We start from the raw sequence: 26,353 nt of genomic DNA on the forward strand, positions 1-26,353 counted from the left end.
AACCGGAGCAGGAACAGAAAGGCCAGGAGTGGATTTCGATTTTGGCGAAGCCGCCGACACGCTGCGGGGTGAGCTGCGGGCGCTGATCGCCGACCAGGTTCCCGCTGATTATCTCGGCGCGTTCACCGATGACCCCGCGGATCTGGCGGTGGCGCAGCAGTTCTGCCGGACGCTGGCGCAGCAGCACCTGCTGTGCATGTCGTGGCCGAAGGAGTTCGGCGGCGGCGACGCCTCGGTCTGGGAGCAGACTGTGGTGCGCGAGGAGATGTGGGCGCACCACGAGCCGCGCGGGGCCCAGTACATGGGCGTCAACTGGGTCGGGCCGATCATCATGCGACACGGCACCGAGGAGCAGCAGCGCAAGCACTTGCCGCCGATCGCCAATGGTGAAGTGATCTGGTGCCAGGGCTTTTCCGAACCCGAGGCGGGTTCGGACCTGGCCTCGCTGCGCACGTTCGCCCGCCGGGAGGACGACGGCTGGCGGGTCAACGGCCAGAAGATCTGGACCTCGTACGCCACCATGGCGCAGTGGATCTTCTTGTTGGCCCGCACTTCCAAAGGTGAGAAGAAGCAGCAGGGCATGACCATCTTCCTGGTGCCGATGGATTCGCCAGGAATTCAGGTACGTCCGATCCGCACCATGATGGGCCCGCACCATCTCAACGAGGTGTTCTTCGACGACCTGAGGGTCACCGAGGCCGATGTGCTCGGCACGGTGGACCAGGGCTGGTCGATCGTGCAGGACGTGGTGTCCTTCGAGCGCGTCGGTATCGCCCGCTACGCGCGTTGCGAGCGGCTGCTGCAGACCGCGCCCGAGGTGCTCGGAGACAAGTGGGAGCAACTGCCCGCCGAACTCCGGGGCCGTTGGACGCGGATGCTGACACACTGCCGCCGGGCCCGGCTTATGGCCTACCGGGTGGTGTCGATGCAGGCCACCGGACGAGTGAATCCCGGTGACTCCGCGGCGTATCGGATCGCGGTGACGAGGCTGGATCAGGAGAGCGCCGAGGTGCTCATGGAGATCGCCGCGGTCTTGCCCCGGGGTGGTGGCCCGGAAACCGAGTACTTCCGCGCCGAGGTCGAGGACCACTGGCGGTACTCGCAGGCGTCGACGGTGTCCTCGGGCAGCATCGAGATGCAGCGCATCCTGCTGTCGAGGACCATGCTGGCCGGAAAGGCGTGACGGCGATGATTCTGGATCTCAGCGATGACGCCAAAGAGTATGGCCGCGAGGCCCTGAAGGCATTCGAGTCCGCCGGCGGTGATCAGCTGCTGGCCCAGGCCGACGCCAAGCCGGACACCCGGGCCGGGCTGGTCATGCCTGTGCTGGAAGGCCTTGGTGTGTTCGAGCTCGAACCACGCGGCGATGCGGACTCATTGGAGGCAGCGGCCGCGGTGTGCCGCAGTGCCGGCTATTGGGCGCTGCCCTATCCGGTCGCGGAGCGATTGGCGCGCCCGGCGGATCTGGACGTCGATGGACTGGTCGTCATCGATGCCGACGCGCCCGAGGCTGCGCTGCAGGGGCTGGACAACCGTTGGGCCGCTGTCACATTGGACGGCGCGCGCAGTACGGTGATCGCAACCGGTGCCTCCGGTCCGTCGTTCGCCACCGCGCTGGAGCTGTCTTCCGTGGACGGTGCCGGCCTGGAGGACGTGGCGCTCGCCCTGGTGCTGCCGTCGTGGACCCTGCTCGGCATGCTGGACCGGGCCATCGATCTGACGGTCTCACACGTCAGCCTGCGCAAGCAGTTCGGCCAGCCGCTGTCGTCGTTCCAGGGCGTGCAGTTCCAGCTGACCGATGCCGAGGTGGAGCGCAGCGGCGCCGACATCCTGGCGAAGTACGCGCTGTGGAGCCTGGTCACAAACCCCGCCGACGAGGCGATCAACGACGCGCTGGCATTGCGCCTGGCCGCGATCGAGGCGGCCGAGGTGGTGTTCCGGGTGTGCCATCAGCTGCACGGGGCCGTCGGCTTCTGCGATGAAACCACGCTGTCCTGGCTGTCGCGTTACAGCCAGCCGTTGCGTCGCTTGCCATTCGGGGTGTCCAGAACCCGCGACACCCTGACCGTCCGGCTCGGCCGGCGCGGACTCACCGGATTGTTCTCGTCATGACCGACCTCGACGAGTTCCGGGCCTCCGTACGGGACTGGTGCGCGGCCCACGTCCCGAAAGACTGGCGCGCCAACCAGACCGGTGTCGGAGACGATGAGTTCGTGTCGTTCCAGAAAGCCTGGTTCGCCGAGCTGCACACCGCCGGATATGCGGTTCCGCACTGGCCGGCGGAGTGGGGGGGTGGACCGCGCACGCGAGGAGCGAAACAGCAGATGTCCGTTCCCCAGCAGATCGTGCTGTATCAGGAACTGGCCGCACACGACGCGCCTCGGCTGGTGCTGGCGTTCGTCGGGATCCACCACGCCGCCTCCACCCTGCTCGCGGCAGGCTCGGAGGAACAGCGGCGCCGTCACCTGCCCGCCATCCTCGACGGCGAGATCTGGGTGCAGGGGTTCTCGGAACCGGAGGCAGGGTCCGATCTGGCGGCCCTGCGCACGACCGCCCGCGCCGAGGGTGACAACTTTGTCGTCAACGGCCAGAAGCTCTGGGCCAGTGGCGCTCTGCACGCCGACTGGTGTCTGCTGCTGGCGCGCACCGATCCGCAAGCACCCAAGCGGCATGGCATCTCCTACTTCCTGATGGACATGACCACACCCGGTATCGATGTGCGGCCGATCCGAAATGCTGTGGGGGATTCGCATTTCTGCGAGATCTTCCTCAACGACGTCGCCGTTCCCGCGGCCAATCTGATCGGCCCGGTGAACAAGGGTTGGCAGGTGGCCCAGGCTACGCTCGGTGCCGAGCGCGGCATGACCATGCTCGAGTTGTCCGAACGGCTGGGCAATGCGGGCTTCAACTGGCTGCTCGAAGCCGCCCCGGTCGAGGATCCGGTGGTGGCAGATCGGCTGGCGCAGTTCGAGATCGAGCTGTCCGGCTTGCGCGGGCTGTGCCGGGATCTGGTGGAACGGACCGAGGCGGGGCAGGCCGGCCCGGCCGACGCCTCGATCGTCAAGCTGTACTACAGCGAGTTGTTGCAGCGGATGACCGGATTCGGTGCCGAGATCGGTGGCCTGAACGCCCACACCGTGCTGGCCAAACCGGCGTCCAGCGGCTGGGAGTCGGGCGCCTGGATGCTCGATTTCATCGGATCGTGGGAATGGACCATCCCCGGCGGAGCCAGCGAGATCCAGCGCACCATCATCGGTGAGCGTGGTCTGGGCCTGCCCCGAGAGCCGAGTGCGGTGTGATGAGCGAGTTTTCCGAGATTCATGACGAACTGCGGTCCGTGGCAGCTGATCTGCTGGCCAAGGACACCGTCGACTGGCCACTGCTGGTCTCGGCGGGGTGGGTCGGACTGGACGCCCCCGAGGAGGCAGGCGGTGCCGGCGCGACGTTCGCCGAAGTGGCGGTGATCTGCGAGGAGCTGGGCCGGGCCGCCGCGGCGACCGGCTACCTCGGCGGTGCAGTGCTGGCCATCGGTGCACTGAATGCGGTGCAACCCAACGAGAGCCGTGACGCGTTGTCGCAGGCGGTGGTGGCCGGGAACACCCGTGCGGCACTGGCCCTACCGGGTGCGGGCGAGCCGGCGCCGTTCGACCTGGCCACCACAAGGCTGGGCTGGCGCGTCCACGGCCGGGCCGCCTTTGTGCCCGATGCGGCCGGAGCTCAGCGGCTGCTCCTGCCCGCCCGTGACGCCGACGGTGTCGCTGTGCTGGTGGACGTGGCCGCCGCGGCGCCGGGACTCACGGTCACCGAGCAGCCGGTGCTCGACGAGACCCGCAGCCTCGCCACCGTGACGGCCGAGGGCGTGGAGGTCGACGAGGATGCGGTGTGGCGATTCGATGGTGAGGCTGAGGCGGGGCTGGGCGCGCTCGCCGATCGTGCCGCGCTCGCCGTGGCCTGCGACAGCCTGGGCATCGCCCAAGCCATGCTGGACACCACGGTGTCCTATACCGGGGTTCGCCAGCAGTTCGGCCGTCCGATCGGCTCGTTCCAGGCCGTCAAGCACGCGTGTGCCGACATGCTCGTGCGAATCTCGGTCGCCCGCCAGCTGGTGAACGCGGCGATCACGGCGCCGGCGCCGCTCACGGTGTCCATGGCCAAGGCCAATGCCACCGAGGCGGCGGTCGAAGTGGCGGGCAAGGCCATGCAGTTGCACGGCGGTATCGGCTACACCTGGGAGAGCGGCGTGCACGTCTATCTCAAGCGGGCCGCGCTCAACCGGTCGCTGTTCGGCTCGCCCGCCGAACACCGCGCGAGGATCTCCGCGCGCTACCGATGAGTTTTCTCCGCGGGGACGGTCGGTATGCATGACCGACCACTCACCGTGAAGGAGACACCATCGTGGTTACCCGTCAGAGCGCGGCGCTGGGCGCCCCCAACTGGATCGACCTGACCACGTCCGACCTTGAGCGTGCCCAGCAGTTCTACGGTGCGGTGTTCGGCTGGACGTACGAGACCGGCGGCCCCGAGTACGGCGGCTACGTCACCGCATCCGTCGACGGCAACGTGGTGGCGGGCCTGATGAGCAATGACCCGCAGTGGAATGCACCGGATGCCTGGACCACCTATCTGCACACCGCCGATGCCGACGCCACGGTGGCGGCGGCCATCGCGGCCGGTGGTGGCAATTGCGGCGGTGTGATGGACATCCCGGCCAAGGGCCGGATGGCGATGATGACTGATCCGGCGGGCGTGTTCTACGGTATCTGGCAGCCGGCCGGGCACGAGGGTTTCGCCGTGTTCAACGAGGCCGGCGCGCCGGTGTATCACCAGCTGACCACCAGGGACTACGCCGGGGGGCTGGACTTCTACCGCACGGTATACGGCTGGAGCACCGAGGTGGTGTCGGATACCGATGAATTCCGTTACAGCACTGCGAACTTCGATGGTGAGGCACTCGTGGGTGTGATGGACGGTTCGGTGTATCTGCCCGAGGGGGTGCCGGGTGACTGGGCCGTCTTCTTCGGCGCCGACGACGTGGACAAGACGATCGAGCTGATCGTCGCCAACGGCGGCTCGGTGGTCCGGGCGGCCGAGGACACACCGTACGGGCGGCTGGCCGCGGTGGCCGATCCGACCGGTGCCGGGTTCAATCTGTCGTCGCTGCAGGACTGATCGCGTGTGAACCGGGGTGCGCGCGGGTAAGCATGAAGGTATGCCCGGCAACCCGACGTATCTCAAGGCGTGCGTGAACGGCGCGCGTACCCCGGATCAACACCCGGCCCTGCCGGTCACCCCCGAGCAACTCGCCGATGCGGCCGTCGCGGCACACCGGGCCGGGGCACAGGCCGTGCATCTGCACCCCAAGACCGCGAACGGCACGGACTCGCTGACGGCTGATGCCGTAGACGCAGCGATTGCGGCGGTGCGCCACAAGGTGCCGGGCCTGCCGCTCGGAGTGACGACGGGCTATTGGGCACTTCCCGATCCACGCGCTCGGCTGCGGGCGGTCGAGGAGTGGTCGGAGCTTCCCGATTTCGCGTCGGTGAACTGGCACGAGCCGGGTGCCGAGGACCTGGCCCGCCTGCTGCTGGACAGAGGCATCGGAGTCGAGGCCGGGTTGTTCCACGCCGATGCGGCCGCGGCGTGGGCTTCCTCCGAACTCGCCGAGCACTGCATGCGGGTGATGATCGAGCTGCCGCCCGACGGCGATACCGGCACGGCCGATGCCCTGCTCACCGTCGTGGGCGCGGCTGCGCCGTCGGTGCCCGCGTTGTTGCACGGCGTGGACGAAAGCTGTTGGCCGTTGCTGCAACACGCAGGGGTCCGCGGCGCTCAGGCCCGGATCGGGCTGGAGGACACCCTGCTCCTGCCGGACGGCGGCATCGCATGGGACAACGAGGCGCTGATCGCCGCCGCGGTGGACCTGCTCAGTCGTTAATCGCGCCGAGCGCGAAGTCAGCGAAGTCGAATCCCGGCACCACCACACAACTGACCAGCGTGGGCTCGTCGTCGCGGGGCATGGCGCGCTGCCATTGGCCGGGTGGCACGAGCAGTTGCGGGTGCTGCCCGGCGGCGATGTCAGGGCCCAGCAGAAGGCTTGTCGCGGTGTCTTTTTCCTCGCCGATCTCCAGGACCAGGGGGCTGCCCCGGTGGTGGAACCACAGCTCGGCGCTACGCACGGTGTGCCACGCCGACTGCTGGCCGGGCATCAGCAGGAACAGGATCGCGGTGCCGGCGTCGCGGGGCCCCGAGTAGCCCGTCGGCAGCGAGGCCTGGCTGATCGTCAGTTCGCTACGCCAGGTCTCGCGGTACCAGCCGCCCTCGGGGTGCGGAGCAAGATCGAGCTCTCTGGCCCAGTCAGGTAGTTCGGTCACACCCGATAGTCTCGTCGCTATGGTTCGTCTTCGTCCAGGTTGGCTGGTGGCACTGTGTGCTGCGGTTCTGGTAGTCGTGGCCTGGTTGCCGTGGCTGACCACCAGCGCCAACGGCGGCGGCCGGGCCAATGCGATTGGCGGGGCGGTGGGCAGCATCGTGCTGCCGCATGGTTTCGGCGCCGGGCAGCTGATCGTTTTGCTGGGGGCCGGCCTGATCGTGGCCGGGGCGATGGCCGGGCGCGGCCTGTCGCAGCGGTGGGCTTCGGTTGCGGGGCTGGTTCTTTCGCTGGCACTGGTGGCGGTGACGGTGTGGTACTACACGCTCAACGTGAAGGGGCCGGTGGCGGCGGGCTACGGCCTGTACGTCGGGGGCGCCATGGCGGTGCTGGCAGGGTTGTGTTCGGTGTGGTCGTTGTTGTCGACCTTCGGCGGCCGCCAATGAGCGAGAGGTAGAGCTGATGGGCGAATTCGTGAAACCCGTTGAGTTGACCGGGCAACGCTGGGTGACGCTGGAGCCGTTGACGACGGGACACATCCCCGAGATCGACGCTGCGGCGGCCGACGGTGAGCTGGGGTCGCTCTGGTACACGATGACGCCGAAGCCCGGCGGTGCCGCCGAGTGGGTGCAGCGCATGTTCGAGCTGCGAGCTGCCGATCACGGCGTGACCTTCGTGGTGCGGGACCTCGACGGCAAGCTGGTGGGTTCTTCGAGCTATCTGCATGTCGACGGCCCGAACCGGAGGCTGGAGATCGGGCACACTTGGTACACCGCCGCAGCGCGGCGCACCGGCATCAACGCCGAGACCAAGCTGTTGATGCTCGGCCATGCCTTCGACGAGTTGAATTGTGTGGCAGTGGAATTCCGCACGCACTTCTTCAATTTCGCGAGCCGCGCAGCCATCGAACGGCTCGGTGCCAAGCTCGACGGAGTCCTGCGCAGCCAACAGTTGCTGCCCGACGGCTCCCGTCGGGACACCGTCGTGTACTCGATCCTGGACATCGAATGGCCGGCGGCGCGCAACAATCTGCGGTTTCGGCTGGACCGGTGACGGGCGGATTTCGGTTGCGCGACTGCCGGGGGCGTTTAGTAGGGTGGCGGCATGTCGAGTCCTGAAGCGCACAAGTTGGGGGCTTTCGGTCACGCCGTCAGCCCCCTGAATCACTGACACTTCAGCTTCCTTTCTCGGGGTGCTGGCCGTGGTGACGAGACGTCTCCTTTTCGTTCTCTTGCCTCGGAGTACTCGATGCCTTTCGCTCTTTATCTTCTTGCCTTGGCGGTTTTCGCCATGGGCACCTCGGAATTCATGCTCGCCGGGCTCGTCCCGGACATCGCCGCCGGTCTCGGCGTCACGGTCGGCGCAGCCGGCCTCCTGACCTCCGCCTTTGCGGTCGGAATGGTCATCGGTGCGCCGGCCATGGCCGTGCTCGCGCGCCGGTGGCCGGCCCGCAGGACCCTGCTCGGCTGTGTGGTCGTCTTCGCGCTGTGCCATGTCGTCGGTGCGCTGACACCAAACTTCCCGGTCCTCTTCGGCACCCGAGTCGTCGCCGCGCTCGCCAACGCCGGATTCTTGGCGGTCGCGCTCAGCACCGCCGCCACACTGGTGGCGGCGGACCGGAAGGGGCGCGCGCTGTCGGTGTTGCTCGGCGGGACGACGGTGGCGACCATCGCGGGTGTGCCCGGCGGCGCGGTGCTGGGTGCACTGTTGGGATGGCGGTCAGCATTCTGGGTGATCGCACTGCTGTGCCTTCCCGCCGCACTCGGCGTCCTGCACGGGATTCCCGCTCGCGCCGAAGGGAATTCGGCCCCTGCCGCCGATAGTCCTCCGCTTCGTGATGAGCTCGCTCAACTCAAATCGCCGAGACTGGCGTCGGCGCTACTCCTCGCCGCCCTGGTCAATGCGGGCACGTTCGCCACCTTCACGTTCTTGGCGCCGATCGTCACCGACATCGCCGGCTTGCCGGAGCTGTGGGTGCCGGTGGCGCTGGTGCTCTTCGGGCTCGGGTCGCTCGCCGGTGTGACGGTGGCCGGCCGGTACTCCGATCATCGTCCCCTCGTCGTCATCGGGGTGGGCGGCCCGCTGTTGCTCATCGGCTGGATTGCGTTGGCTGCCTTGGCAACTCATCCGGTGGTGTTGCTGGTTTTGGTCCTGGTGCAAGGAATCTCGGCGTTCGCGGTGGGGAGCACGCTCATCGCCCGCGTGCTCTACGCGGCGTCAGGGGCTCCGACGATGGGCGGCTCATACGCGACGGCGGCCCTGAACATCGGAGCCACCTGCGGCCCGGCCCTGGCTGCCGCCGCGCTCGCCGGCCCGGCGGGGCACCTCGGGCCGGTGTGGGTCGCTGTCGCGCTCACCGGGATCGCCCTACTGACGGTGCCGGCCATCATGATTCGACGGCGGACACCGCTGCTCCGGTGAGCCGCTCGCCGCATTGATCGCACCTCAGCACCGGGGAGAAGCGGTGCCCGCATGCGGTGTGGGTGAGGATCACTGCGGGGCCTTCGGCATCCGGGAACGACCGCTGGGCCCAGGTCAGCGCCGTCACGAGCACGGGCAGGAACGCAGCGCCCTTCGGCGTCAGCCGGTATCGAGGGTCCTCGTCGGCGGTGGTGAGAATGCCGTTGGCCCGGAATGTCTGCAAGCGGTCGGCGAGCGACGCCGGCGGCGCGGCCAGCACTCTTTGGAAGTCCGAGAACCTGGAGATGCCGGTGAAGGTGGCGACCATGATCGCGAAGGCCCAGCGGTTGCCGAGCACGCTCATGGTCTGCGGGAACAGGCCCGAGGGGGAGTCGCGCCGGTCGCCGGCGGATCGGCGCCTGGTCGTCACCTCCGGCAGGGACCGCGACCAGCCTCCGCTCGGCCCCCACGCGGCGGTCACTTCACCGGCGGTCGTCGGGGCACCGCAGCCGGCGCAGGTGAGGGCGGGCGTGAAATCGGCGCCACAGCTCAGGTGCCGCATCTTGGGCAGTGGCTCACGGTGTTCGGGCACCCAGTGGCGTTCCCATTCCCAGATCGACACCAGTACCGGCCACAGCGTCCGCCCGCGCGCGGTGGTCAGGTACTCGTCGCGTGGCGGCCGCTCCTGATAGCGGTGGCGTTGCAGCAGACCGTCTTCGGTCAGGGATGCCAGGCGGCGGGTCAGTACCGAGTTGGAGATCGGGAGCCGGGTGGTGAACTGGCCGTAGCGGGTGGCGCCCAACAGGGCCTGTTGCATCACCAGCAGCGTCCACTCGTCGCCGACCAGGCCCAGCATCTGCCCGACGGCGTTGGTGCCGCCGGGTGCGTCAGTCACGCACGAGCCATCGGCGCAGCTCGTCTCCCGCAGCCCAGGTGGAATGGGTTCCGCTGGAAACCCGTTCCGGCAGAGCGAGTTTGCACACCGGCCCGTCGGCGACCCGGGCGGCATCGAACACCAGGCAGTAGGACGCGTCGTCGTTCATGTCGGTGGTGACGGTGACCAGGTAGCCATCGTCCTCGCCACGGCTGCCCACTCGAGGTGCCATCGCGGTCTCGCTGCCGTACACCCCGTCCTCGAAGGCGAAGCGTTGTTCGGATCCGGTGTGCAGGTCGTGGCGGACCAGTCCGTCGAACAGGAACCAGCCCGGCTTCCCCGTGGCGGCATAGGCGTAGCGGTAGTCGCGACCGGCATGGCCGGGGTTGATCATGCCGAATTCGGTTATGCTGTCCGACAATTGCTCCTCGCGGGTCCCTCCGGTGACGAGGTTGAACCGCCAGCGGTGCAGTCTGGTCTGCATCTTGTCGAGCGCCAGCGCCGGTGCCGCGTGGCCCTGGAAGAATCCGTCGAGCACGATTTCATCGCCATCCTCGTAGGCGTTGGTGAAGTGCAGGACGTAGGTGGTATCGGCTTCGAACCATTTGACGTCGCCGGCCGTTCCGCGGCGGGGGAGGACCGCGAAACGGGATGGCATGTCGCGGTGCAGCTTCGGCAGGTGCACGTTGTTCTTGAGGAACTCGGCATCCCAGAACAACGGAAAGTCGTTGAGAATCACATAGTTTTCGGTGAACGCCATGTCGTGGGGCAACCGGGGTCCGGGCAGTTCGACGTCGACGTAGTGCACCAGGCGGTTGTCGGCGTCCACCACGCCGTAGTGCATGTACGGCGCCTGCTTGCCGTAGTTGAAGAACAGCAGTTCACCGGTGGCGTCATCGGCTTTGGGATGTGCCGACACGCCCCATTCGGCGGGGAAGGCCCCACCCCAGTCCGCCTTGCCCAGGGTGTCCCCGGTGTACGGGTCGATGCGGTACAGGTCGCCGCACTGGTAGAAGCTGGTGAGCGCGACCCCGCGGTGTACGGTGACGTCCGTGCTGGAGGCGTCCTTCATCAGCGTGCGGGCACCCCAGCCGTGGTCGCGTCGGGCCAGTTCGACGGGCTCGGCGATACCGGGCCACAGCGGGCCGCCCGCCTCGTTCTCGGCCAGGAAGCCGTCGGTGCGGATGAATCTGTTGCGGTAGAACGCTTTTCCGTCGCGGAAGCCGACGATGTGCAGCATCCCGTCCCCGTCGAACGGGTGATAGGTCTGGAACGCCGGATGTAGCGGGTTCTCGGTGTTGCGCAGGTAGACACCGTCGAGGTCGGAGGGGATCTCGCCATCGACGACGCGCAGATCATCGGCATCGTATTCGGTGGTCTGCGGCCGCCACGCCCCGGTGCGGTAGGGGTGGGTGTCGTCCTCGGGCAGGGTGGACAGGAACTTGGTGACGATCTCGGTGTGCATGTCTACTCCTTGCTCGCCGATACGACGAAGCTGACGGTGGTTGCGGTGCTGCCGCCGAAGTTCAAGGTGCCGAAGGTCTTTGCGTTCTCGACCTGGTAGGGGCCGGCGGTGGCGCTGACCTGTTTGGCGGCGTCGAGCAGCATGCGGACCCCCGACGCCCCGACCGGGTGCCCGCCCCCGATCAGCCCGCCGCTGGGATTGATCGGCAGCCGCCCACCGATCTCGATCTCGCCGTTCTCGATGGCCTTCCACGATTCGCCGGGACCGGTCAGCCCGATGTGGTCGATGGCCAGGTACTCGCTGGGGGTGAAGCAGTCGTGGACCTCGAACCCGTCGAGGTCGTCGATCCTCACTTCGGCGCGGCCGAAGGCGTCCAGCACGGCGTCGCGTACGTGCGGCAGCAGGTATGGATCTGCGGCGCTGTGGTCGAGTTTCTGCCGCAGGCCGAGGCCGACCGTGCGATGGCCCCAGCCGTCGATGCGGGCGATCGGCCGGGCGTGTGGGTGCGCGCGCAGATAGGCATCGCTGACCAGCACCAGCCCCGCTCCGCCGTCGGTCATCTGGCTGCAGTCGAAGCGGCGCAGCCGGCCTTCCACCACCGGATTGGTCGCGTCGTCGTCCCCGATCGGATCGGGCACCGTCCAGTCGCGGGTCTGGGCATTGGGGTTGGCACGCGCGTTGCGGAAGTTCAGCGCCGCGATGGCGCGGAGATGCTCGGCATCCAGGCCATGACGTTGGTCGTAGGCATCGGCCACCTCGGCGAACATCGACGGCCAGACGAACTTGACCCCGTCGGCTTCATGGCCGGTCCAGGCCGCGGCGCCGAGGTGGGCTGCGGCGGTGTCGCCGGGCACCGTCTTCTCCAGCTCCACCCCGAGGACTAGGGCATTGTCATAGGCGCCCGAGCGCAGGTCGGCGATGGCGGCGAGGATCGCGATGCTGCCCGACGCGCACGCGGCTTCGTGACGGGAGGCCGGGGTGCCCCACAGGTCGGGATGCACCGTGGCCGGCATGGCGCCCAGCTGGGTCTGCCCGGCGAACAGTGCACCGAAGGCGTTTGCGACATGGACGACGCCGATGTCGGTGGCCTCGATTCTGGCGCTGCTCAGCGTGTGGTCGACGACTTCGAGGGTGAGCCCGGCGAAGTCGATCTGCTCGCGGGTGAGGTTGCGCGCGAAATCGCTCTGGTAACCGCCGAGAATCCAGACGTCCTCCATGGCGGTGACGCTACTACAACTAAGAGAGTGACTCGAGCCTTGAAATGAACAACGCCGTGGCAGAAATCCATGCCTGGATTCCCGCCACGGCGTTACCCGTGGTCAAGGCCGAATCAGTCGTCCCAGCCGCCATGGCCGTGTCCGTGGCCGCGGCCATGCCATCCGTTGTCCCAGCCGTTCCAGCGGCCCCAGCCGGGGCCTTCCACGCAAGCCTGTACATAGCCGTACGGTCCGGTCGCGCAGATCTCAGGACCGGCCGATGCCGGGGCTGCTCCTGCGACTGCCACGCCGACCGGAATTGCCAGCGCACCCAGCCCGACCGCAGCGGCCCTCATCAGTTTCGAACGCATCTTTTCTCGCCTCCGGGTTGTTAGCTGTATACGAGCCCAAGACCCCCGTCCTTAGATAACATTAGTGCATCTCATGATGTTCCTGGGAATCGCCTGGAACCTCCCGGTGCAGCGGATTTGCTCTCAGAAAGCTCTTCCCGGTCACAGCGTTGAATTCATTTGCCAAGGAAAATAGGGGTTCCCGACACCCTTTCGGAGTGTTGCCAGGTTGGGCGCGTGACCCGTGGGTCACGTGGTGCGGTCGAACGTGCCGACGAGTTTTGCCACCGCAGATGGTCTGCATTCAAGGACCGAAATATTGGAGGGATCTGCATGGCAGCGCTCGACGGCAAGACGGCTCTGGTGACCGGTGGGGCCCGTGGCCAGGGGCGCGCGCACGCCACGACGCTGGCGCGGGAAGGCGCCGACATCGTCGTCTGTGATATCGCGGGGCCGGTCGAATCCGTCGACTATCCACTGCCTACACCGGACGACCTGGAACGGACCGCCGAGGAGGTGTCCGCGCTCGGCCGGCGGTGCTTGGCGGTGACCGCAGATGTGCGCGACCTCGCGGGGATGCAGTCGGTGGTGGACGCCGCTCTCACTCGGTTCGGGGGTATCGATGTGGTGCTTGCCAATGCCGGAATCGCCAGCAGTGAGCCGATCGCGACCATGTCCGAGCAGCGGTGGCAGACCATGATCGACGTCAACCTCACCGGCGTTTTCAACACGTTCCGGGCTGTGTTGCCTCATCTGATCGAGCGTCGGGCCGGGCGCATCGTGGCCACCTCGTCGATCGTCGCGGGCACCGGCGCCACCAACTCTGGTCACTACGCCGCGGCCAAGGCCGGAGTGGTGGCCCTGGTGAAGTCGGTGGCATACGAGGTTGCCGAGTACGGCATCACGGTCAACGCGGTGCTGCCGTCCGGGGTGAACACACCGATGATCCACAACCCGGCGACCTACAAGGTGATCCGGCCGGACCTGGAGAATCCGGGCCTCGATGATGTCGAGGAGATGTTCGCCCAGGGGCGGCCGCGGCCCGGGTTGCTTGAGCCGCAGGACGTCGCCGACGCCGTGCTGTACCTGGTGTCGGACCGGGGCCGGCTGCAGACCGGGGAGTCGATGATCCTGTCCAACGGCTTGAACTGACAGTCGTGACGCGAAGCCGGGCGGAGGCAGCGAGCCTCCACCCGGCTTCGGTGTCTGATTCAGCAGCCGCAGCTGCAGGCCGACGACAGCTGCTCTTCCCGGTTCGCTGCACCGGAATCCGTGTTCTCGGACCCGGGACGCCAATCGAACGGGAAGTGCTTACTCGAGCCACCACTGTGCTCATGTGACCAGTCGAAGCCGACGGCGTGGTCCTGTTTGACCACCCCCCACGTCGCGACCTGGCCCGGACCGACCTCCGCGCCCGGCGCATTGGTTGTGGTCACCCGGCGGTTCGGGTCAGCCGTCGGACCGGTCAGTGCCTCGACCCGCAGGTCGACCTTGCCGGGAATCTCCGCACGCCAGAAGGCGAGGTCATCGGCGGCCTCGAAACTGATCGGGGCGTATTCGATGCCGCGCAAATCCTCGATCAGGCTGGCGAATTCCGCGGGCCAGCCGCCTTCCTTGCCGGTGAAGATGCGCTCGAGTGCATCGCGTTGAGCAGCGTCGCCCTTTTCGTCGATGTAGAACATCAACTTCATCGTCGCGTTCGGGTCGCCGATCCACATGTTGCCGGCGAACTCACCGAGTGCGATCACACTGAGGCCCGCCAAATCGGTGTCGCCGTAGTGTCCTTCGCGGACGTGCCACACCAGGGTGAACAAGCAATCTCCGTGCGTCGGCTCCTGGGCGAAGCTGCACGGGCAAGGCAGCTTGCAGCTGCAAACGTCGAACCATTCTCCGCGCAAATGCCAATCGACCTGCGTCGACGAAGTTGTCATCGATCCCGCTCCTTCTGTTGATACCCCTAGGGGGTATGTGACCAGGCGACCGTAACACCGGTGAACTTCGATACGCAAGTACCCCCTGGGGGTATGATTGGCGCCATGCTCAAGCGGATGTGTGTAGGGGCGGTGACCGTCGTCGCGTCGGTGTCTCTGGCCTCATGTGGCGTATCAACCGGCCCACCGTCAGCCCCCACCATCGAATCGCGCACGGTCAACCTCACGCACCATCGGCTGGTCGGTGCGGACGAATTCGCCTCCGTCATCGGAAGATCCGGCACGGTGCTGGTCAACGTCCATGTGCCTTACCAGGGCGACATTCCCGGTACCGACCTGTCGATTCCGTTCGATCGGGTCGTCGAGCAATCCGATCGTCTGCCCCCTGATCGCGATGCCACCATCGCGATCTACTGCCGAACCGGACCCATGAGTGCGACCGCCGCCGAGACGTTGAGGTCGTTGGGCTACACCGATGTCGTCGAGCTCAAGGGTGGAATGAAAGCCTGGCAGGCCAGTGGGCGCACCCTTGTCGGAAACTGAGCGTGCAGCGGTTCAAAGATCAGTCCGCGGAGAGGGTGAGCAGGCGCCGCAGGATCCACACGACCCGTGCGAGCGACGCGACGGCGGCGACGGCTGCCCCGACGATGATCGCCTGTAGCCACCAGTAACCGGAATCGAGATTGGCGTCGGTCGTGATCCCGGCAATCGCCGCCACGAACAATGCGAACAGGGTCGGCAGCGCCGAGACGAATGCGGTGCCCACCCGGCGCTTGTCGTCGGTGGGCAAGAGCTTGTCCACGGTGGTCATCGGGGCCCGCAGCAGATTGACCAGGATGGAGATGCTGGTCAGGGTGAACCCGCCCATCGTGGCGGCGATCGTCGCCAGGATCTGGTAAGCGGTGCGGCGGGCGTCGTGGGGAACCTCGGTCAGGGCCCATGCCAGCCAACCGACCCTGCCCAGTGCCAGCCACCCGCAGACGACGATCAGGGCGAGCAACCAGTCCGCCCACTGATGGCGAACCCAGTTGTGCTGCAGCCTTTCCCACAGGCTGAACTGGATCACCGGACGCTTATTCGAGTTCATCGTCGGGCATTTCGATCAACGTATCGGCGTACGGCACGGGTCCGGCGGGCACCTCCGCCACGGCCGACAAGAGATACTCCTGGTTGCGAGTCAGGGACTGCCGCAACAGCTCCCGCGCATACGCGGTGGAGCGCACCGGATCGTTCAACCGGTCGGCGTCGACCTCGGTCCGCTCGACGAATCGATCTTCGAGCAGGTCGACCGACTGTTGGGTACCGCTGATGGAACCGACGACCCGTGCACTCTCGAACTCCGACAGCGCGCCCGAACCCCGCAGGCTGTCGATCAGTTCGCGGATCCGCCGGCGGATCGCATCCTTCTGCGTTCCGGTGCCGCGTCGACCCACCGAGATCCCGATGCGGACGACACCGTCCTGGGCCAGCGCCCGGGCACCGTCGAGTGCCTGGACCCAGTCACCGCCGACGAGGTCCCGGTTGATGCGATTGGCCGGGATCGCGACGTCGATCCTGGACACGCTCATCTCGTCGAGCGCCTGATCGAGGTTCTGGGTGAGCACCGGCTCGATACCGACCTCTATGTCGAGCTTGTGCTCGAGATAATCGACCAGCCGCCGGGCCCGGGGGCCGTCACCGCTTGTCAGCATGGCAATGATGTTGCGCTCACCGAACAGGCAATATGTCGGTTCCAGCAGACCTTCGTCGGGAGTCAGCCCGATCGCCCGCCGGGCGCCTGCGGCGCTGCCGATGCTGGGCAGGTTTTCCCGCCGCACCTTGTCGAGGATCAGCATCCGGTCGTCATCGGTGCCGTGCGCGATGAGCAGCATCCCGTCATGGCAGCGGCGGTAGCGGTTGAGCCCGTCGGCCTCGGCTCGGCTGAGCCGCCGAACCACCTGCTCGGCCGGAAAATCACCGGGTAGGGGAGCGCCGTCCGGCTGCAAAAGCCGCCAGTACTGCACCGTGCGGTTCACCTTCATCCCCCTGAATGTCGATCTGCCGCTGACGGTACTGGCGCCTGCCGACAAAGATAGGGGACTCCGGTGACGCAAAGACCACCTCGCGACAGCCCCCGATGCCACCGATCGGCGCTCGGCGAACTACCATGAAGCGTCCCTGTGGGTTCTCGACGCCTATTTCGATAGGTCCCCGCCCCCGTAGCTCAGGGGATAGAGCACGGCTCTCCTAAAGCCGGTGTCGCAGGTTCGAATCCTGCCGGGGGCACTCAGTTCTTGTTTTGCCTCGGGTGATGCCTGCCATTTCTGTGTCGGGTGATGCTTTACACCTACTTCGGTTGATCCTTGACACGGCCCGGGGGAGTGAAGGGGGCGAGCAGGAACTCGTCGACGAATCTGGCGAAGGTGTCGTCGACGAAGGTGGGATCTGGTGCGGTGAAGTACTCGATGATGAAGCCCTGGAAGGCTGCCAGGGCGATGCGCGAACGGGTTTCGGCGACGTGCGCGGGCATCCCGAGCGCCTCTAGGCGGGCCTTGGAGTTGCGGGTCAGCAAGGACAGGGTGTCCCAGGTGTATTCGCGATAGGGGCTGTCGACTCCGCATGCCGCGCCGAAGACCTGCAGCACCACACGCAGGCTCTGATGGCGTTCCCCGCGGGTGCACTCGTACCAGTCCTCGAAGCACCATTTGCGGTGCGCCGCAATGGACTCCGGAAGATCCAACTCCTCGGTCCGGGGTATCGCCGCTCGCTGCTGCCGGTTCAGGACCTCGAGGATGAGTTGCTCCTTGCTGCCGAAGTAGTAGACCAGCATCCGGGCGCTGGTCCCCATCTGCGAAGCAAGCTCACGCAGCGAGGTGTCCACCACCCCGGTGCGCGCCAAAATGGCGCCGGCGGTGGCCAGTAGTTCTTCGCGTTTTGCGTGGTCGAACGGCCGCGGCACGCTTGACTGTAACAGTTGCTTCGGTTACAGATGATGCGGTGCGCGCAGACACGACGATCGGGATAGCCCGGTGAGTTTGGTTCGCGACACCACCTCCCTCGCCGACGATGCCCCCGCTGAGGGCCCGGTGACCTCATCGACGCGGCCGTTACGAGTGACCCGGCTCGTGGCGGTCATCGCGGGCCTCGTGGGTTTTGTGGCCAGTGTGCTGATCCCGGTTCTGCCGGTCGTTCAGACCACGGCGACACTGAACTGGCCGCAAGGCGGGCAGCTGGGCAGTGTCACCGCGCCGTTGGTCTCGTTGACGCCGGTGTCGTTGACGGCGTCCGTGCCATGCACCGTATTTCGCGAGATGCCGACTACAGCTGAGCTCGTGCTGGGGACGGCGCCGCCGGCCGGCAAGGGGGCGATGCTCAACGGGCTGTTCGTGAGGGCCACCGCGCAGCGCGTCGACGTGATCGCACGCAATGTCGTCGTCCTCAGCGTGCCGCGCAACCGGATGGCGGACCCGGCTTGCCAACGGTTGGACCTGTCCTCGTCGACTGCGGGCACCTTTGCCACGATCAGCGGCCTGACCGATCCCGACACCGGTACGACACTGCGCGGCGGGTTCGCCGACCCGAACCTACGGCCCCAGATCGTCGGGGTGTTCACCGACCTGACCGGTCCGGCGCCGCCAGGGATGTCGTTGTCTGCGACGATCGACACCCGCTTCACCAGCTCTCCGTCACCACTGAAAACGGCGGCGATGCTCGCTGGAATCCTGGGCACTGTTGTTGGCCTGCTGGCATTGTGGCGGCTTGACCGCCTCGACGGGCGCCGCGGCCGGCGACTCATTCCTGCTCGTTGGCGCTACTTCGACGCGGTGGACGCGACCGTGATCGCGGTGTCGGTGTTCTGGTTCGTCGCCGGCGCGGGATCTTCGGATGACGGTTATCAGTTCGGCATGGCCAACACCGCCGGCCATGCCGGTTACATGGCCAACTACTTCCGTTGGTTCGGCAGCCCCGAAGACCCGTTCGGTTGGTACTACGAACTGATCGCGGCAATGACCCATGTCAGCCACGCCAGCCTGTGGTTGCGCCTGCCGGATCTGATCTGCGCGCTGGTGTGTTGGCTGTTGCTCTCCCGTGAGGTGTTGCCCCGCCTCGGTCCGGCGGTGGCAGGCAACCGCGCGGCGGTGTGGGCGGCGGCGCTGGTCTTCATCGCGGCATGGATGCCGTTCAACAACGGACTGCGGCCCGAAGGCCAGATCGCCACCGGCGCGCTGATCACCTACGTGCTCGTCGAACGCGCCATCATGACCCGCCGCGCAACCCCGGTGGGGCTGGCGATCGTCGTCGCCGCATTCACGCTCGGGATCCAGCCGACGGGGATCATCGCGGTCGCCGTTCTGCTGGCAGGTGGGCGCCCGATCCTGCGGATCATCGTTGCCCGCGCGAAAACGGTGGGGATCTGGCCGGTGCTGTTGCCGCTGGCCGCTGCCGGCGTCGTCGTGCTGACGGTGATCTTCGCCGATCAGACCATCGCGGCGGTGCGTGAGGCCACCGCCGTACGCACGACCATCGGACCCGCTCAGCCCTGGTATACCGAGAATCTGCGCTATTTCTATCTGGTCCTGCCGACCACCGACGCTGCCGTGTCGCGTCGATTCGGAATTCTGATCACGATGGCGTGTCTGTTCCCGTCGATATTGTTGTTGTTGCGGCGCAAGCGGATTGCGGGCATTGCCACCGGCCCGGTGTGGCGGTTGATGGGTGTCATCTTCGCGACCCTGTTCCTGCTGACGTTCGCTCCGACGAAGTGGATTCACCATTTCGGGTTGTTCGCTGCCGTCGGCGCCGCCATGGCCGCGGTGGCCACCGTATTGCTCGGACCGACGGTGCTGCGCTCGGCACGCAACCGGGTGGCCTTCGTGGCGATCGTATTCTTTGTCCTCGCTGTGTGTCTCGCGTCGACCAACGGCTATTGGTACGTCTCCAGCTACGGCGTGCCGTTCAACGACAGCAGTCCGCACTGGGGGCCGATCACTGTCAGCATGGTCCTTTTCGTGCTGTGCCTGCTGACCGCCGGCTATGCCGGGTGGCTGCACCTGGCCGCACCGATGCGGACCGAATCGCGGTTCACCCGGCTGGTGACTGCGGCACCCGTGCCGGTGGCGGCTGGGTTCATGGTGGTGGTGTCCGCCGGTTCGATGCTGACCGGAGCGATCAAGGAATACCCCAGCTACTCCAACGGGTGGGCCAACCTGCGCGAGCTGGCCGGAGGGTGCGGGCTGGCCGACGACGTACTCGTCGAACCCGACGCCAACACCGGATTCCTGGCCCCGATGGCTGGACAATACGGCCCACTGGGCCCATTGGGCGGCAGTGGCACCGCCGCCGGTTTCAGTCCTGACGGAGTGCCCGAACACACGCTGGCCGAGGCGATCTGGCAGAGCCAGGCCAAATCCGGAACCGACTACGACTGGGACGGGCCCACGGCTCTGGAACGGCCCGGGGTCAACGGCTCCAGCGTCGTGCTGCCCTACGGGCTGGACCCCGCGCGGATACCGCTGGCAGGTAGCTTCACCGCCGGTCCACAACAAGTCAGCACACTGACCTCGGCGTGGTACCGACTTCCCGCCGCCGATGCCGATCACCCGCTCGTGGCGATCACAGCCGCCGGCACCATCACCGGCAACAGCGTCCTTCGTGGGCGCACCACGGCGCAGAACGTCGTACTCGAATACGGCACACCAGGGCCCGACGGCACGCCTGTGCCCGGCGGCAGGCTCACCCCGTACGACATCGGCCCGCAACCCGCTTGGCGCAACCTGCGTTTCCCCCGCAGCCAGATCCCTTCCGACGCCCGCTTCGTTCGGGTCGTTGCCGAGGACCGTTCGCTCAACATTGGCGACTGGGTGGCCGTCACGCCACCTCGGATATCCGAATTGCGTTCGGTGCAAGAGTATCTGGGCTCCACACAGCCGGTCCTTCTCGACTGGGCCGTGGGTTTGGTCTTCCCCTGCCAACAACCCATGTTGCATGCCAACGGCGTCGCTCAAGTCCCTGAATACCGGATCTCCCCGGACTATCCCGCCAAGATCGAGATGCCCGACACTTGGCAGAGCGGAGACAACGGCGGCCCGCTGGGCATCACCGATCTCCTGTTGCGCGCTCACGTCTTGCCCACCTACCTGTCCCGGGACTGGGGACGCGATTGGGGCTCCGTGCGACGCTTCGACCCCATCGTGAGGGCTCCTGAGGCCCGTGTCGACCTCGGCAGAGCCACCCGCAGCGGCCTGTGGAACCCGGCGCCGATGCGCATCGGACCATGAGTGTTGCGGCACGGTCCGGGACTCCCGTAGGCGGCGTCTGGGGACCCTTCAGCCGGTGGTGGCGGTAGCCACGAGAAGGATCTCCGCGGGGGTATCGCCGGGATTGTGGACGCGATGGGTGGTGTGGGAAGGGAAATGGATGGCGTCCCCGGCCGCAAGGGTGATGGTGTCGGTACCGATGCGGATGTCGACTGTGCCGGTGAGCACATAAACCCATTCCTCGCCGCTGTGGCGGGCGTCCGGCGCCTCCGCTGAGGTGGGCACGGTCAGGTGAACGGCCTGCAGCCCCGGGAAGTCACCGCTGAGCAGGGTAAGTCCCTTCGTTCCCGGGCCTGCGGCCCGGTCGGCCGCCCGACTGAGGTGGTAGGGCGCGGTGTACTGCTCGTCGACCAGTCGGCTGAGGGAGACGCCGAAGGAGTGGGCGATCTGGATGAGTGTGCCGACGGAGGGTTGACGCGTGCCCGACTCGATTCGGGAGAGCTGGGTGGTGGACAGTCCGACCTTCTCGGCGAGGGCGGCGAGGGTCCAGTTGCGGTCTCTGCGGTACTCGCCGACGCGCCTGCCGATCCAGCTGTCGTCTTGGTGTTCGGGCACTGCCACGTCGCAACCCTACCGTCCCGCTACATGCCACAGGGGCAATTTTCTTGCCTGTGTGGTTGCAATGTCGGGCCTGGCATGCAATCGTCGACTGACCGCACCGAGTGGGTCTCGCTCGTGGCTGTTGTGAAATCTTCAGGGGGGCTTGATGACCGATGCCGATGATGTTGCCCGGCCGAGCCTGCTGACCTGCTGCCAGGCATTCGCCGGCTTGCCACTCGGTGCCGTCCGTCCGCGCCGCCCGGACAATCAATTCTTGGCGTCCCTGACCGATCATGGGCTACCCGCCGTCGGCGCCACTGTCGAGGTGATCACGCTGCCGCAGCGCGAAAGGTTGGTTCCGACCCCGGCGATCGCCGAGGGAGTGTGGCGACCGGGCCGGGCCCCCAACCTGATCAACGCGTTCGTCGTCCGCCACCCCAAGGCGACCTTCCTGGTCGACCCGGGCGTCTGCGTCAACGTCATCGATCGCGCGGTGGCCGAGTTGCCGTGGATTCTCCGGGTTGCGGTGAAGCCGCGGCGTGACGTCATCGACATTCGCCAAGCGCTCGCGCTCGCCGGGATCGACGACGCCGGCATCGACTTCGCCCTGCCGACGCATTTGCATTGGGATCACGTCGCCGGACTGCTTGACCTTCCCGGGCTACCGGTGCATCTTCATCGCCCCGAACACATTTGGATGATGAGCGGACGACTCGCTCCGCAAGGCGGCGTGCGTCCGGCGCTGCGTGACAGGCCGGTGACGTTCTACGACCTGGACGGCCCGCCCATCCTGACCTTCACGCGCAGCCTCGACCTGTTCGGCGACCGATCCGTGATCTTGGTCGACCTGCCCGGGCACACCCCCGCCAGTATCGGGATACTCGCCCAAACAGCCTCTGGCCCAAGACTGCTCGCGGGAGACGCGGTGTGGAGCCGGACCCAAATCGATCATCTCCGGCAGAAGGCGTCCTACCCCGGCATGCTCGCCGACGCCCAACGGGACACGGCCTGGGAGACGCTGCACCGCCTGTACGCGGTGCGAGATCGCGTCACCATCGTGCCCAGCCACGACCACGGCGCCAGCGGCCACGGGGAAGCAATCGGCCCGAGATAGCCTTTACTGCAAAGTGATTGGAAACTCAGTCGACCAGAAATGGCACAGGCCGACGCACCGCCCGCTCATTCAGCAGTAGTGAAGTGGTACACCCGGAATTGGTCCCAGGATCCAGCGCGTTGATCTGGCGAACCCTCAACTCCGATCTCCGAGCTTCCGCGCTGAAGTCGCGTTGCCACCTCCGTGTGACCACGGAGAACAACCTGTCGCAGGAATCGCGGTGCGGTGCGCTCGGCGGCGTAGCGTGCCCAGTCCATGTTCATCTCGATGCCACGTGCGACCTCGGCACTGATCACGCGCTGGGAAACCATCTGCAGCGGCGCATTCGCCAAATCGTCTTCCCAGGTGGCGATCCGGTGAGAAGGCCGATGGTCGGCATACAGGAAATGCCCACCTGGCCGCAGAACCCGATTCACCTCGGCGAGAAAGCGTGGGAATCGCGGGTAAAGACAACCGGATTCAACATTGATCAGTACGTCGAATGATTGGTCGGCGAAGGGAAGATCCTCGGCGTCGCCCGCGGTGAAGTCCAGGCCCGGCACATCATGCTTTTTCCGGCAGTAGTCGATCCCGACAGAATTCAGGTCCAGTCCGGTGTAGGAGGCAGGTTTGAAGGTGCGCGTGAGGTACGAGGCTCCGCCGCCGTGGCCGCAACCGACTTCCAGCACCCGCTGACCGTTGATATCGGCCTGACCAGCCGTGATGTGGTAGAGGTTGATGAAATACCGATTCGCTTCATCTGCCTCCGAGAGCGGCAGATTCAGGGGCGGATCTTCCTCATAGCCGTAGTTGATGAACACCAGATCATCGTCTTTGAGCTTTTTGGACATGTACGGGAACGTAAATCGCTGAACGCGCACAGGGATCTGCTCGATCCGCTTCCGGATTCCCCAGTCCCGAGACGCTCCTAAATTCAATTTGTTCTTGAGGGTCACCATACCGAGGGGAGTGTAGCGACGGAATCGCCTGTGAAGTGAGGTACGTCGGGGTCGAGTGGACCGTAAAGTATTGCTACAAAAGATGAATCCACGTCCAATCCTGGACGAGTTTTCGACTCTCGGTAACACCCGTGACCTGCTGATAAGTGGCGGTTTGAACACATAGCTCCCTGGATCGCCACGAGGAGGATCCCCAATCTTGTTGCTCCTGACCTAAATTGCGATGTGTGGTACCGAGCGCTGCCCGCGGAGGAGGCAGCGAAGACGACACATAGGGGATGGTCGGATGGCCAGGGAAATTCTGTTCAACGCATTCAGTAGCTTCGGCGTCGCGAACTACGCACCAGGGCTGTGGCGACACCCAGAAGACCAGTCCGCCAACTGTACTGACATCTCCTACTGGGTCGAGCTCGCCAAAGTCCTTGAGCGAGGCGGCATCGACAGCCTCTTCCTCGCTGATGTGCTGGCAGCGCCAAATCTGGACGGGAGGGAAGCGGGACTGCGTAGCGGCGTGGGCGTACCGGCAGGCGACCCTTTTGCGGCGATCTCGGCGATGGCCGCCGTGACCGACAATCTCGGCTTCGTGGTGACCGGCAACGTCGGCTACGAGCACCCATTCCTGTTCGCGCGGCGCATGTCCACGCTTGACCATCTCACCAAGGGTCGGATCGGCTGGAACATCGTCACCAGCTCGGCCTTCTTCACCGAGGACAAGGGGGTCGCCGGCGAGGCGGGCAGCGCCGACCGGTATCAGCACGCCGACGAGTACGCCGAGGTGTGTTACCGGCTGTGGGAAGGATCCTGGGCCGACGACGCCGTGGTCCGCGACCACGACTCGGGCGTCCATACCCGCACGGAACGGATTGTCGACATCAATCACGAAGGCCCGCACTACCAGCTCCAATGCCTGCACCAATGCGCGCCGTCACCGCAACGTACGCCCGTGCTCTTCCAGGCGGGCGTCTCCGAACACGGACGTGATTTCGCCTCCAAGCACGCCGAAGCGATCCTCATCGGCAGCCTCCCGCGAGAAGTTGTGGCCATGCACGTGGCCAACGTCCGGCAGAAGGCCGCGGCGTTCGGGCGCGACCCCCGGAGCGTGAAGTGCTTCGCCGCCGTACTCGTCATCGCCGCCGCCACTGATGAACTCGCCCAGGAGAAGTACCGGGAATACACCCGTTACGCAGATGAGGAGGGCGGCCGGTTCTTCGTATCCACCGTGATGGCGCTGGACCTCACCCAGTTCGACTGGGACATGCCCGTGGAGGAGCTGCGCGGCAAGATCGAGCTCCCGATCGAGTTCTTCATCCGGGAGAAGCCGGACGGCTCGGAGTGGACCATCCGCGACCTGTCGGTCACGGCATCGATCGGACTGGGCGCCGAAGTCATCATCGGCTCACCGGCCACGGTCGCCGACGAACTCCAGTCCTGGGTTGATGCAACCGATTTGGACGGTTTCAACCTCATAGCGGCGACCACCCCTGGAACGTATGCGGATTTCACCGAACACGTCATCCCCGAGCTGCGTAGCCGTGGCGTCTGCAAGCAGGGCTATCCCCTGGGGACCTACCGCAACAGGCTCACCGGCCAGGGAGATCGCCTGCCCACCGAACATCCGGCCGCCCAATACCGCTTCGGCTGAAGCGAACCGGCGAGTCGGAATCGGTGGCATCCGTACTCGCGTGGGCCACGATTCCGGCGGCGACCGCTGCGACCGCGGTCAGCCAGGACACGCCTTCCCAGTGCCCGAGAACATCGATCACGCCGTGCTGTGCCCGGATCGTGGAGACCAAGCTGGCCGCTGACAACGGGACGAGAGTCAGCGTGACGTAGGCGAGGGCGGAGTAGTTCCCGTGGAAGCGCAGCGAGATCGCGGCGACGATGGCGGTCAGGATCACGAACGCCACGATGACGGCGATTCGGCCTCCTGGAAATCCGACCAGATTCACCGACTTCTCCAGCACGTGCAACGGGCCGTCGCTCAACATCAGATCGGGTTGCCACCACTGAAAGACGCCGTACATGCCGAGACTCACCACACACGCGATCGCCGCGAGCGGGCGCGAGTATCGACCCCGTTGACCGGCGTGCGGACCGTTGAGCGGTATCGCCGCAGGCAGGAGGACGAAGGGCAGGCGGAACTGGGCCAGGACGACAGCGCCGACCGCAGCCACCCAGCGTTGCATCGGCCGATTCGCCGTGGCGAGCGCTGCCACCGCGACGACCACCACCCCGAACGTGACGAAGTCGTTCCCGTTTGCGTACGACAACCAGAATCCAGGCGTGATCGCCAGCAGGACAATGAATTTGGCGGCGGCATCGAAGCCGCGGACGAGGCGTATCACCACGACGGCACAGGTGAACAGGGCGGCCATGGTCGCCGGATAGCCGAAGACGAGCGAAGGCGCGTGCGCCACCAGCCATCCCGGACCGCAGCTCATCGGGTTGTGACTCCACATCAGATCGCGGTCGTATGGCCATGATCCGTGAAACAGCTGTCCGGCACCTACCGTGATGCAGTCACCTTGGTCGGTGCCGCGCCCCTGGCTGTGCAGATGGCTCAGCAGACGGGATTGCACCACGAGTGCAACCAGCCACACCGCCAGGACGATCGGCACCGCCAGGACCCGCGACACCCTGAGGAACTGCCGGTACAGCAGCGGCATCAGACAGCTTGCAGCGCACAACAGGTAGATGACGCCGGCCGGTGCCGGAACGATCTCCCCGATCAGTGGTGCTTTGCCCAGTACTGCCAGCCCGGTGAGCATCGCCGCGATCACATACAGCCCGCCGGTTGCCGCGGTCAGCGACTCCGGCGACCGCAGGCATCTGTCGCAGCGGGAAATGAATCCCTCGCTCGCAGCGACTTTCGCAGTGTTCAC

At 66.3% G+C, this 26,353-nt stretch carries 26 protein-coding genes and 1 tRNA gene; 15 read left to right on the plus strand and 12 right to left on the minus strand.

What is annotated here, in order from left to right; translation table 11 throughout:
• Positions 1-28: 28 nt before the first annotated feature.
• The 6 genes from ACNQVK_RS10255 to ACNQVK_RS10280 all read left to right on the plus strand — a co-directional run bounded on the left by ACNQVK_RS10255 (position 29) and on the right by ACNQVK_RS10280 (position 5,935).
• Positions 29-1,183, plus strand: coding sequence for an acyl-CoA dehydrogenase family protein (locus ACNQVK_RS10255; protein WP_418029426.1), 1,155 nt, complete (start codon positions 29-31; stop codon positions 1,181-1,183).
• A gap of 5 nt (positions 1,184-1,188) precedes the next feature.
• Entirely contained in the window at positions 1,189-2,112 is a 924-nt protein-coding gene (locus tag ACNQVK_RS10260) for an acyl-CoA dehydrogenase family protein (protein WP_418029427.1), read from the plus strand.
• A complete protein-coding gene (locus ACNQVK_RS10265; RefSeq protein WP_418029428.1) occupies positions 2,109-3,299 on the plus strand; it encodes an acyl-CoA dehydrogenase family protein in 1,191 nt (396 codons plus the stop codon). The genes ACNQVK_RS10260 and ACNQVK_RS10265 overlap by 4 nt, the downstream gene beginning before the upstream one ends.
• The gene (locus ACNQVK_RS10270) at positions 3,299-4,333 is read left to right on the plus strand and encodes an acyl-CoA dehydrogenase family protein (protein WP_418029429.1); all 1,035 of its coding nucleotides are present in this window, start codon (positions 3,299-3,301) and stop codon (positions 4,331-4,333) included. The genes ACNQVK_RS10265 and ACNQVK_RS10270 overlap by 1 nt, the downstream gene beginning before the upstream one ends.
• 62 nt (positions 4,334-4,395) lie before the next feature.
• A complete protein-coding gene (locus tag ACNQVK_RS10275) occupies positions 4,396-5,169 on the plus strand; it encodes a VOC family protein (protein ID WP_418029430.1) in 774 nt (257 codons plus the stop codon).
• A gap of 40 nt (positions 5,170-5,209) precedes the next feature.
• Entirely contained in the window at positions 5,210-5,935 is a 726-nt protein-coding gene (locus tag ACNQVK_RS10280; RefSeq protein WP_418029431.1) for a 3-keto-5-aminohexanoate cleavage protein, read from the plus strand.
• Here ACNQVK_RS10280 and ACNQVK_RS10285 read toward each other — a convergent pair.
• Positions 5,925-6,371 (minus strand): cupin domain-containing protein, encoded by a 447-nt coding sequence (locus tag ACNQVK_RS10285; protein ID WP_418029432.1) that lies wholly within the window; start codon positions 6,369-6,371, stop codon positions 5,925-5,927. The two genes, ACNQVK_RS10280 and ACNQVK_RS10285, sit on opposite strands and share 11 nt — an antisense overlap.
• Before the next feature lie 19 nt (positions 6,372-6,390).
• Here ACNQVK_RS10285 and ACNQVK_RS10290 point away from each other — a divergent pair, with 19 nt between their 5' ends.
• The 3 genes from ACNQVK_RS10290 to ACNQVK_RS10300 all read left to right on the plus strand — a co-directional run bounded on the left by ACNQVK_RS10290 (position 6,391) and on the right by ACNQVK_RS10300 (position 8,788).
• Positions 6,391-6,813, plus strand: coding sequence for a hypothetical protein (locus ACNQVK_RS10290; RefSeq protein WP_418029433.1), 423 nt, complete (start codon positions 6,391-6,393; stop codon positions 6,811-6,813).
• A 16-nt stretch (positions 6,814-6,829) separates the two neighbouring features.
• The gene (locus ACNQVK_RS10295; protein ID WP_418029434.1) at positions 6,830-7,420 is read left to right on the plus strand and encodes a GNAT family N-acetyltransferase; all 591 of its coding nucleotides are present in this window, start codon (positions 6,830-6,832) and stop codon (positions 7,418-7,420) included.
• Positions 7,421-7,615: 195 nt separating this feature from the next.
• Entirely contained in the window at positions 7,616-8,788 is a 1,173-nt protein-coding gene (locus ACNQVK_RS10300; protein WP_418029435.1) for a Cmx/CmrA family chloramphenicol efflux MFS transporter, read from the plus strand.
• Here the strand turns inward: ACNQVK_RS10300 and ACNQVK_RS10305 are convergent.
• From ACNQVK_RS10305 to ACNQVK_RS10320, 4 genes are all read right to left on the minus strand, one after another.
• Entirely contained in the window at positions 8,754-9,623 is an 870-nt protein-coding gene (locus tag ACNQVK_RS10305; protein ID WP_418034088.1) for a winged helix-turn-helix transcriptional regulator, read from the minus strand. The two genes, ACNQVK_RS10300 and ACNQVK_RS10305, sit on opposite strands and share 35 nt — an antisense overlap.
• Before the next feature lie 31 nt (positions 9,624-9,654).
• Positions 9,655-11,106 carry a carotenoid oxygenase family protein gene (locus ACNQVK_RS10310; protein ID WP_418029436.1) on the minus strand — a complete coding sequence of 484 codons (1,452 nt, stop codon included), beginning with the start codon at positions 11,104-11,106 and terminating at the stop codon, positions 9,655-9,657.
• A 2-nt stretch (positions 11,107-11,108) separates the two neighbouring features.
• A complete protein-coding gene (locus ACNQVK_RS10315) occupies positions 11,109-12,323 on the minus strand; it encodes an acetyl-CoA acetyltransferase (RefSeq protein ID WP_418029437.1) in 1,215 nt (404 codons plus the stop codon).
• Positions 12,324-12,436: 113 nt separating this feature from the next.
• On the minus strand, positions 12,437-12,673 hold the full coding sequence (locus ACNQVK_RS10320) for a hypothetical protein (protein WP_418029438.1): 237 nt from the start codon (positions 12,671-12,673) through the stop codon (positions 12,437-12,439).
• A gap of 312 nt (positions 12,674-12,985) precedes the next feature.
• Here ACNQVK_RS10320 and ACNQVK_RS10325 point away from each other — a divergent pair, with 312 nt between their 5' ends.
• Positions 12,986-13,804 carry a mycofactocin-coupled SDR family oxidoreductase gene (locus ACNQVK_RS10325; protein WP_418029439.1) on the plus strand — a complete coding sequence of 273 codons (819 nt, stop codon included), beginning with the start codon at positions 12,986-12,988 and terminating at the stop codon, positions 13,802-13,804.
• 59 nt (positions 13,805-13,863) lie between these two features.
• Here ACNQVK_RS10325 and ACNQVK_RS10330 read toward each other — a convergent pair whose 3' ends face one another.
• Entirely contained in the window at positions 13,864-14,583 is a 720-nt protein-coding gene (locus ACNQVK_RS10330) for a DUF1326 domain-containing protein (protein WP_418029440.1), read from the minus strand.
• Between the two features lie 105 nt (positions 14,584-14,688).
• Here ACNQVK_RS10330 and ACNQVK_RS10335 point away from each other — a divergent pair, with 105 nt between their 5' ends.
• The gene (locus ACNQVK_RS10335) at positions 14,689-15,126 is read left to right on the plus strand and encodes a rhodanese-like domain-containing protein (protein ID WP_418029441.1); all 438 of its coding nucleotides are present in this window, start codon (positions 14,689-14,691) and stop codon (positions 15,124-15,126) included.
• A gap of 19 nt (positions 15,127-15,145) precedes the next feature.
• On the opposite strand, the gene ACNQVK_RS10340 is transcribed toward ACNQVK_RS10335, so the two are convergent.
• Positions 15,146-15,670, minus strand: coding sequence for a hypothetical protein (locus tag ACNQVK_RS10340; protein WP_418029442.1), 525 nt, complete (start codon positions 15,668-15,670; stop codon positions 15,146-15,148).
• Complete coding sequence (locus ACNQVK_RS10345) at positions 15,657-16,604, minus strand: oxidoreductase (protein WP_418029443.1); 948 nt, start codon at positions 16,602-16,604, stop codon at positions 15,657-15,659. Before ACNQVK_RS10345 ends, ACNQVK_RS10340 begins: the two co-directional genes overlap by 14 nt.
• 171 nt (positions 16,605-16,775) lie before the next feature.
• Here ACNQVK_RS10345 and ACNQVK_RS10350 point away from each other — a divergent pair.
• Positions 16,776-16,848: transfer RNA gene (locus ACNQVK_RS10350), tRNA-Arg, on the plus strand.
• Between the two features lie 61 nt (positions 16,849-16,909).
• On the opposite strand, the gene ACNQVK_RS10355 is transcribed toward ACNQVK_RS10350, so the two are convergent.
• A complete protein-coding gene (locus tag ACNQVK_RS10355; RefSeq protein WP_418029444.1) occupies positions 16,910-17,521 on the minus strand; it encodes a TetR/AcrR family transcriptional regulator in 612 nt (203 codons plus the stop codon).
• Between the two features lie 70 nt (positions 17,522-17,591).
• Here ACNQVK_RS10355 and ACNQVK_RS10360 point away from each other — a divergent pair, with 70 nt between their 5' ends.
• The gene (locus tag ACNQVK_RS10360; RefSeq protein WP_418029445.1) at positions 17,592-20,840 is read left to right on the plus strand and encodes an arabinosyltransferase domain-containing protein; all 3,249 of its coding nucleotides are present in this window, start codon (positions 17,592-17,594) and stop codon (positions 20,838-20,840) included.
• 48 nt (positions 20,841-20,888) lie between these two features.
• Here ACNQVK_RS10360 and ACNQVK_RS10365 read toward each other — a convergent pair whose 3' ends face one another.
• Positions 20,889-21,440 carry a helix-turn-helix domain-containing protein gene (locus tag ACNQVK_RS10365; protein ID WP_418029446.1) on the minus strand — a complete coding sequence of 184 codons (552 nt, stop codon included), beginning with the start codon at positions 21,438-21,440 and terminating at the stop codon, positions 20,889-20,891.
• A 145-nt stretch (positions 21,441-21,585) separates the two neighbouring features.
• Between ACNQVK_RS10365 and ACNQVK_RS10370 the strand changes: the two genes are divergently transcribed.
• Complete coding sequence (locus ACNQVK_RS10370) at positions 21,586-22,533, plus strand: MBL fold metallo-hydrolase (protein ID WP_418029447.1); 948 nt, start codon at positions 21,586-21,588, stop codon at positions 22,531-22,533.
• Positions 22,534-22,598: 65 nt separating this feature from the next.
• On the opposite strand, the gene ACNQVK_RS10375 is transcribed toward ACNQVK_RS10370, so the two are convergent.
• Complete coding sequence (locus ACNQVK_RS10375; RefSeq protein WP_418029448.1) at positions 22,599-23,471, minus strand: phthiotriol/phenolphthiotriol dimycocerosates methyltransferase; 873 nt, start codon at positions 23,469-23,471, stop codon at positions 22,599-22,601.
• A gap of 286 nt (positions 23,472-23,757) precedes the next feature.
• Here ACNQVK_RS10375 and ACNQVK_RS10380 point away from each other — a divergent pair, with 286 nt between their 5' ends.
• Entirely contained in the window at positions 23,758-25,113 is a 1,356-nt protein-coding gene (locus ACNQVK_RS10380) for an NtaA/DmoA family FMN-dependent monooxygenase (protein WP_418029449.1), read from the plus strand.
• Here ACNQVK_RS10380 and ACNQVK_RS10385 read toward each other — a convergent pair.
• Positions 25,052-26,353, minus strand: coding sequence for a hypothetical protein (locus ACNQVK_RS10385; protein WP_418029450.1), 1,302 nt, complete (start codon positions 26,351-26,353; stop codon positions 25,052-25,054). The genes ACNQVK_RS10380 and ACNQVK_RS10385 overlap by 62 nt on opposite strands.

It is taken from the genome of Mycobacterium sp. 134 (genome assembly GCF_048282715.1).
Lineage (GTDB): Bacteria > Actinomycetota > Actinomycetes > Mycobacteriales > Mycobacteriaceae > Mycobacterium > Mycobacterium septicum.

Bases quoted from the DNA above. Each gene is read 5' to 3' on its own strand.
- ACNQVK_RS10260 (WP_418029427.1), top strand. From the start codon at position 1,189: ATGATTCTGGATCTCAGCGATGACGCCAAAGAGTATGGCCGCGAGGCC.
- ACNQVK_RS10265 (WP_418029428.1), top strand. From the start codon at position 2,109: ATGACCGACCTCGACGAGTTCCGGGCCTCCGTACGGGACTGGTGCGCG.
- ACNQVK_RS10315 (WP_418029437.1), bottom strand. From the start codon at position 12,323: ATGGAGGACGTCTGGATTCTCGGCGGTTACCAGAGCGATTTCGCGCGC.
- ACNQVK_RS10280 (WP_418029431.1), top strand. From the start codon at position 5,210: ATGCCCGGCAACCCGACGTATCTCAAGGCGTGCGTGAACGGCGCGCGT.
- ACNQVK_RS10300 (WP_418029435.1), top strand. From the start codon at position 7,616: ATGCCTTTCGCTCTTTATCTTCTTGCCTTGGCGGTTTTCGCCATGGGC.
- ACNQVK_RS10325 (WP_418029439.1), top strand. From the start codon at position 12,986: ATGGCAGCGCTCGACGGCAAGACGGCTCTGGTGACCGGTGGGGCCCGT.
- ACNQVK_RS10380 (WP_418029449.1), top strand. From the start codon at position 23,758: ATGGCCAGGGAAATTCTGTTCAACGCATTCAGTAGCTTCGGCGTCGCG.
- ACNQVK_RS10310 (WP_418029436.1), bottom strand. From the start codon at position 11,106: ATGCACACCGAGATCGTCACCAAGTTCCTGTCCACCCTGCCCGAGGAC.
- ACNQVK_RS10290 (WP_418029433.1), top strand. From the start codon at position 6,391: ATGGTTCGTCTTCGTCCAGGTTGGCTGGTGGCACTGTGTGCTGCGGTT.
- ACNQVK_RS10375 (WP_418029448.1), bottom strand. From the start codon at position 23,471: ATGGTGACCCTCAAGAACAAATTGAATTTAGGAGCGTCTCGGGACTGG.
- ACNQVK_RS10335 (WP_418029441.1), top strand. From the start codon at position 14,689: ATGCTCAAGCGGATGTGTGTAGGGGCGGTGACCGTCGTCGCGTCGGTG.
- ACNQVK_RS10320 (WP_418029438.1), bottom strand. From the start codon at position 12,673: ATGCGTTCGAAACTGATGAGGGCCGCTGCGGTCGGGCTGGGTGCGCTG.
- ACNQVK_RS10345 (WP_418029443.1), bottom strand. From the start codon at position 16,604: ATGAAGGTGAACCGCACGGTGCAGTACTGGCGGCTTTTGCAGCCGGAC.
- ACNQVK_RS10330 (WP_418029440.1), bottom strand. From the start codon at position 14,583: ATGACAACTTCGTCGACGCAGGTCGATTGGCATTTGCGCGGAGAATGG.
- ACNQVK_RS10270 (WP_418029429.1), top strand. From the start codon at position 3,299: ATGAGCGAGTTTTCCGAGATTCATGACGAACTGCGGTCCGTGGCAGCT.
- ACNQVK_RS10305 (WP_418034088.1), bottom strand. From the start codon at position 9,623: ATGCTGGGCCTGGTCGGCGACGAGTGGACGCTGCTGGTGATGCAACAG.
- ACNQVK_RS10370 (WP_418029447.1), top strand. From the start codon at position 21,586: ATGACCGATGCCGATGATGTTGCCCGGCCGAGCCTGCTGACCTGCTGC.
- ACNQVK_RS10295 (WP_418029434.1), top strand. From the start codon at position 6,830: ATGGGCGAATTCGTGAAACCCGTTGAGTTGACCGGGCAACGCTGGGTG.
- ACNQVK_RS10340 (WP_418029442.1), bottom strand. From the start codon at position 15,670: ATGAACTCGAATAAGCGTCCGGTGATCCAGTTCAGCCTGTGGGAAAGG.